Below are 498 nucleotides of genomic sequence, written 5' to 3'. Positions count from 1 at the left end.
TCTTAATAACGTTCTATATTCGGCACGAGAAGTAAACATTCTGTAAGGTTCTTCTGTTCCTTTTGTAATTAAATCATCAATTAAAACTCCAATATAAGCCTCACTTCTTTTTAAGATAAAAGGTTCTTTATTTTGAGTTTTTAAAGCCGCATTTACACCTGCCATTAAACCTTGTGCAGCAGCTTCTTCGTAACCAGTAGTTCCGTTAATTTGCCCTGCAAAAAATAAATTTTCAATTAACTTAGTTTCTAAGTTGTGTTTTAATTGTGTTGGCTGAAAGAAATCATATTCAATAGCATATCCAAAACGTAAGAATTTTACATTTTCAAAACCTGCAATATGTCTAATTGCTTTGTCTTGAACATCTTCAGGTAATGAGGTAGAAAATCCGTTTACATAAATTTCTACGGTATTCCATCCTTCAGGTTCTACAAAAACTTGATGACGTTCTTTATCAGCAAAACGGTCAATTTTATCTTCTACTGATGGGCAATATCT

At 32.1% G+C, this 498-nt stretch carries 1 protein-coding gene; it reads right to left on the bottom strand.

Translation table 11 applies throughout. From position 1 onward, the window contains the following. The coding region (locus FJV36_RS07995) for an FAD-dependent oxidoreductase (protein ID WP_199251033.1) at window positions 1-498 on the bottom strand (498 nt) is incomplete at both ends.

The organism is Flavobacterium sp. I-STPP5a (genome assembly GCF_009764685.1).
Taxonomy (GTDB): domain Bacteria; phylum Bacteroidota; class Bacteroidia; order Flavobacteriales; family Flavobacteriaceae; genus Flavobacterium.
Note: the sequence above shows the minus strand (reverse complement) of the source record. Positions and strands in the feature narration are given on the sequence as shown.